At 57.2% G+C, this 451-nt stretch carries 1 protein-coding gene; it reads right to left on the reverse strand.

Going from position 1 to position 451, the window contains the following annotated elements; genetic code table 11:
• Window positions 1–451, reverse strand: a 451-nt coding sequence (locus tag MB824_RS01270) for a GTP-binding protein (RefSeq protein WP_238745185.1), incomplete at both ends; no start/stop codon positions are given.

Genomic DNA, 451 nt, shown 5'->3' on the forward strand with positions numbered 1-451 from the left:
TACTACGGTACCGCGGCCGGAGATGGAGAATACGTCTTCGATCGGCAGCAGGAAGGGTTTGTCTACGGCACGCTCAGGAGTGGGGATGTAGCTGTCCAGAGCTGCAGCCAATTCAAAGATTTTCTCTTTGTAGGCGGCATCGCCTTCCAGGGCTTTCAGTGCGGAACCTTGGATGATCGGGATGTCGTCGCCGGGGAATTCGTAGCTGGAGAGCAGGTCGCGGATTTCCATTTCAACCAGCTCGAGCAGCTCAGCGTCGTCAACCATGTCGCATTTGTTCATGAAGACGATGATGTAGGGTACGCCTACCTGACGAGCCAGCAGGATGTGTTCGCGGGTTTGCGGCATGGGGCCGTCGGCAGCGGAACATACCAAAATCGCGCCGTCCATCTGGGCGGCACCGGTAATCATGTTTTTCACGTAGTCGGCGTGTCCGGGGCAGTCTACGTGG

The organism is Kingella pumchi (genome assembly GCF_022288825.1).
In the GTDB taxonomy this organism is placed as follows: Bacteria; Pseudomonadota; Gammaproteobacteria; order Burkholderiales; family Neisseriaceae; genus Kingella_D; species Kingella_D pumchi.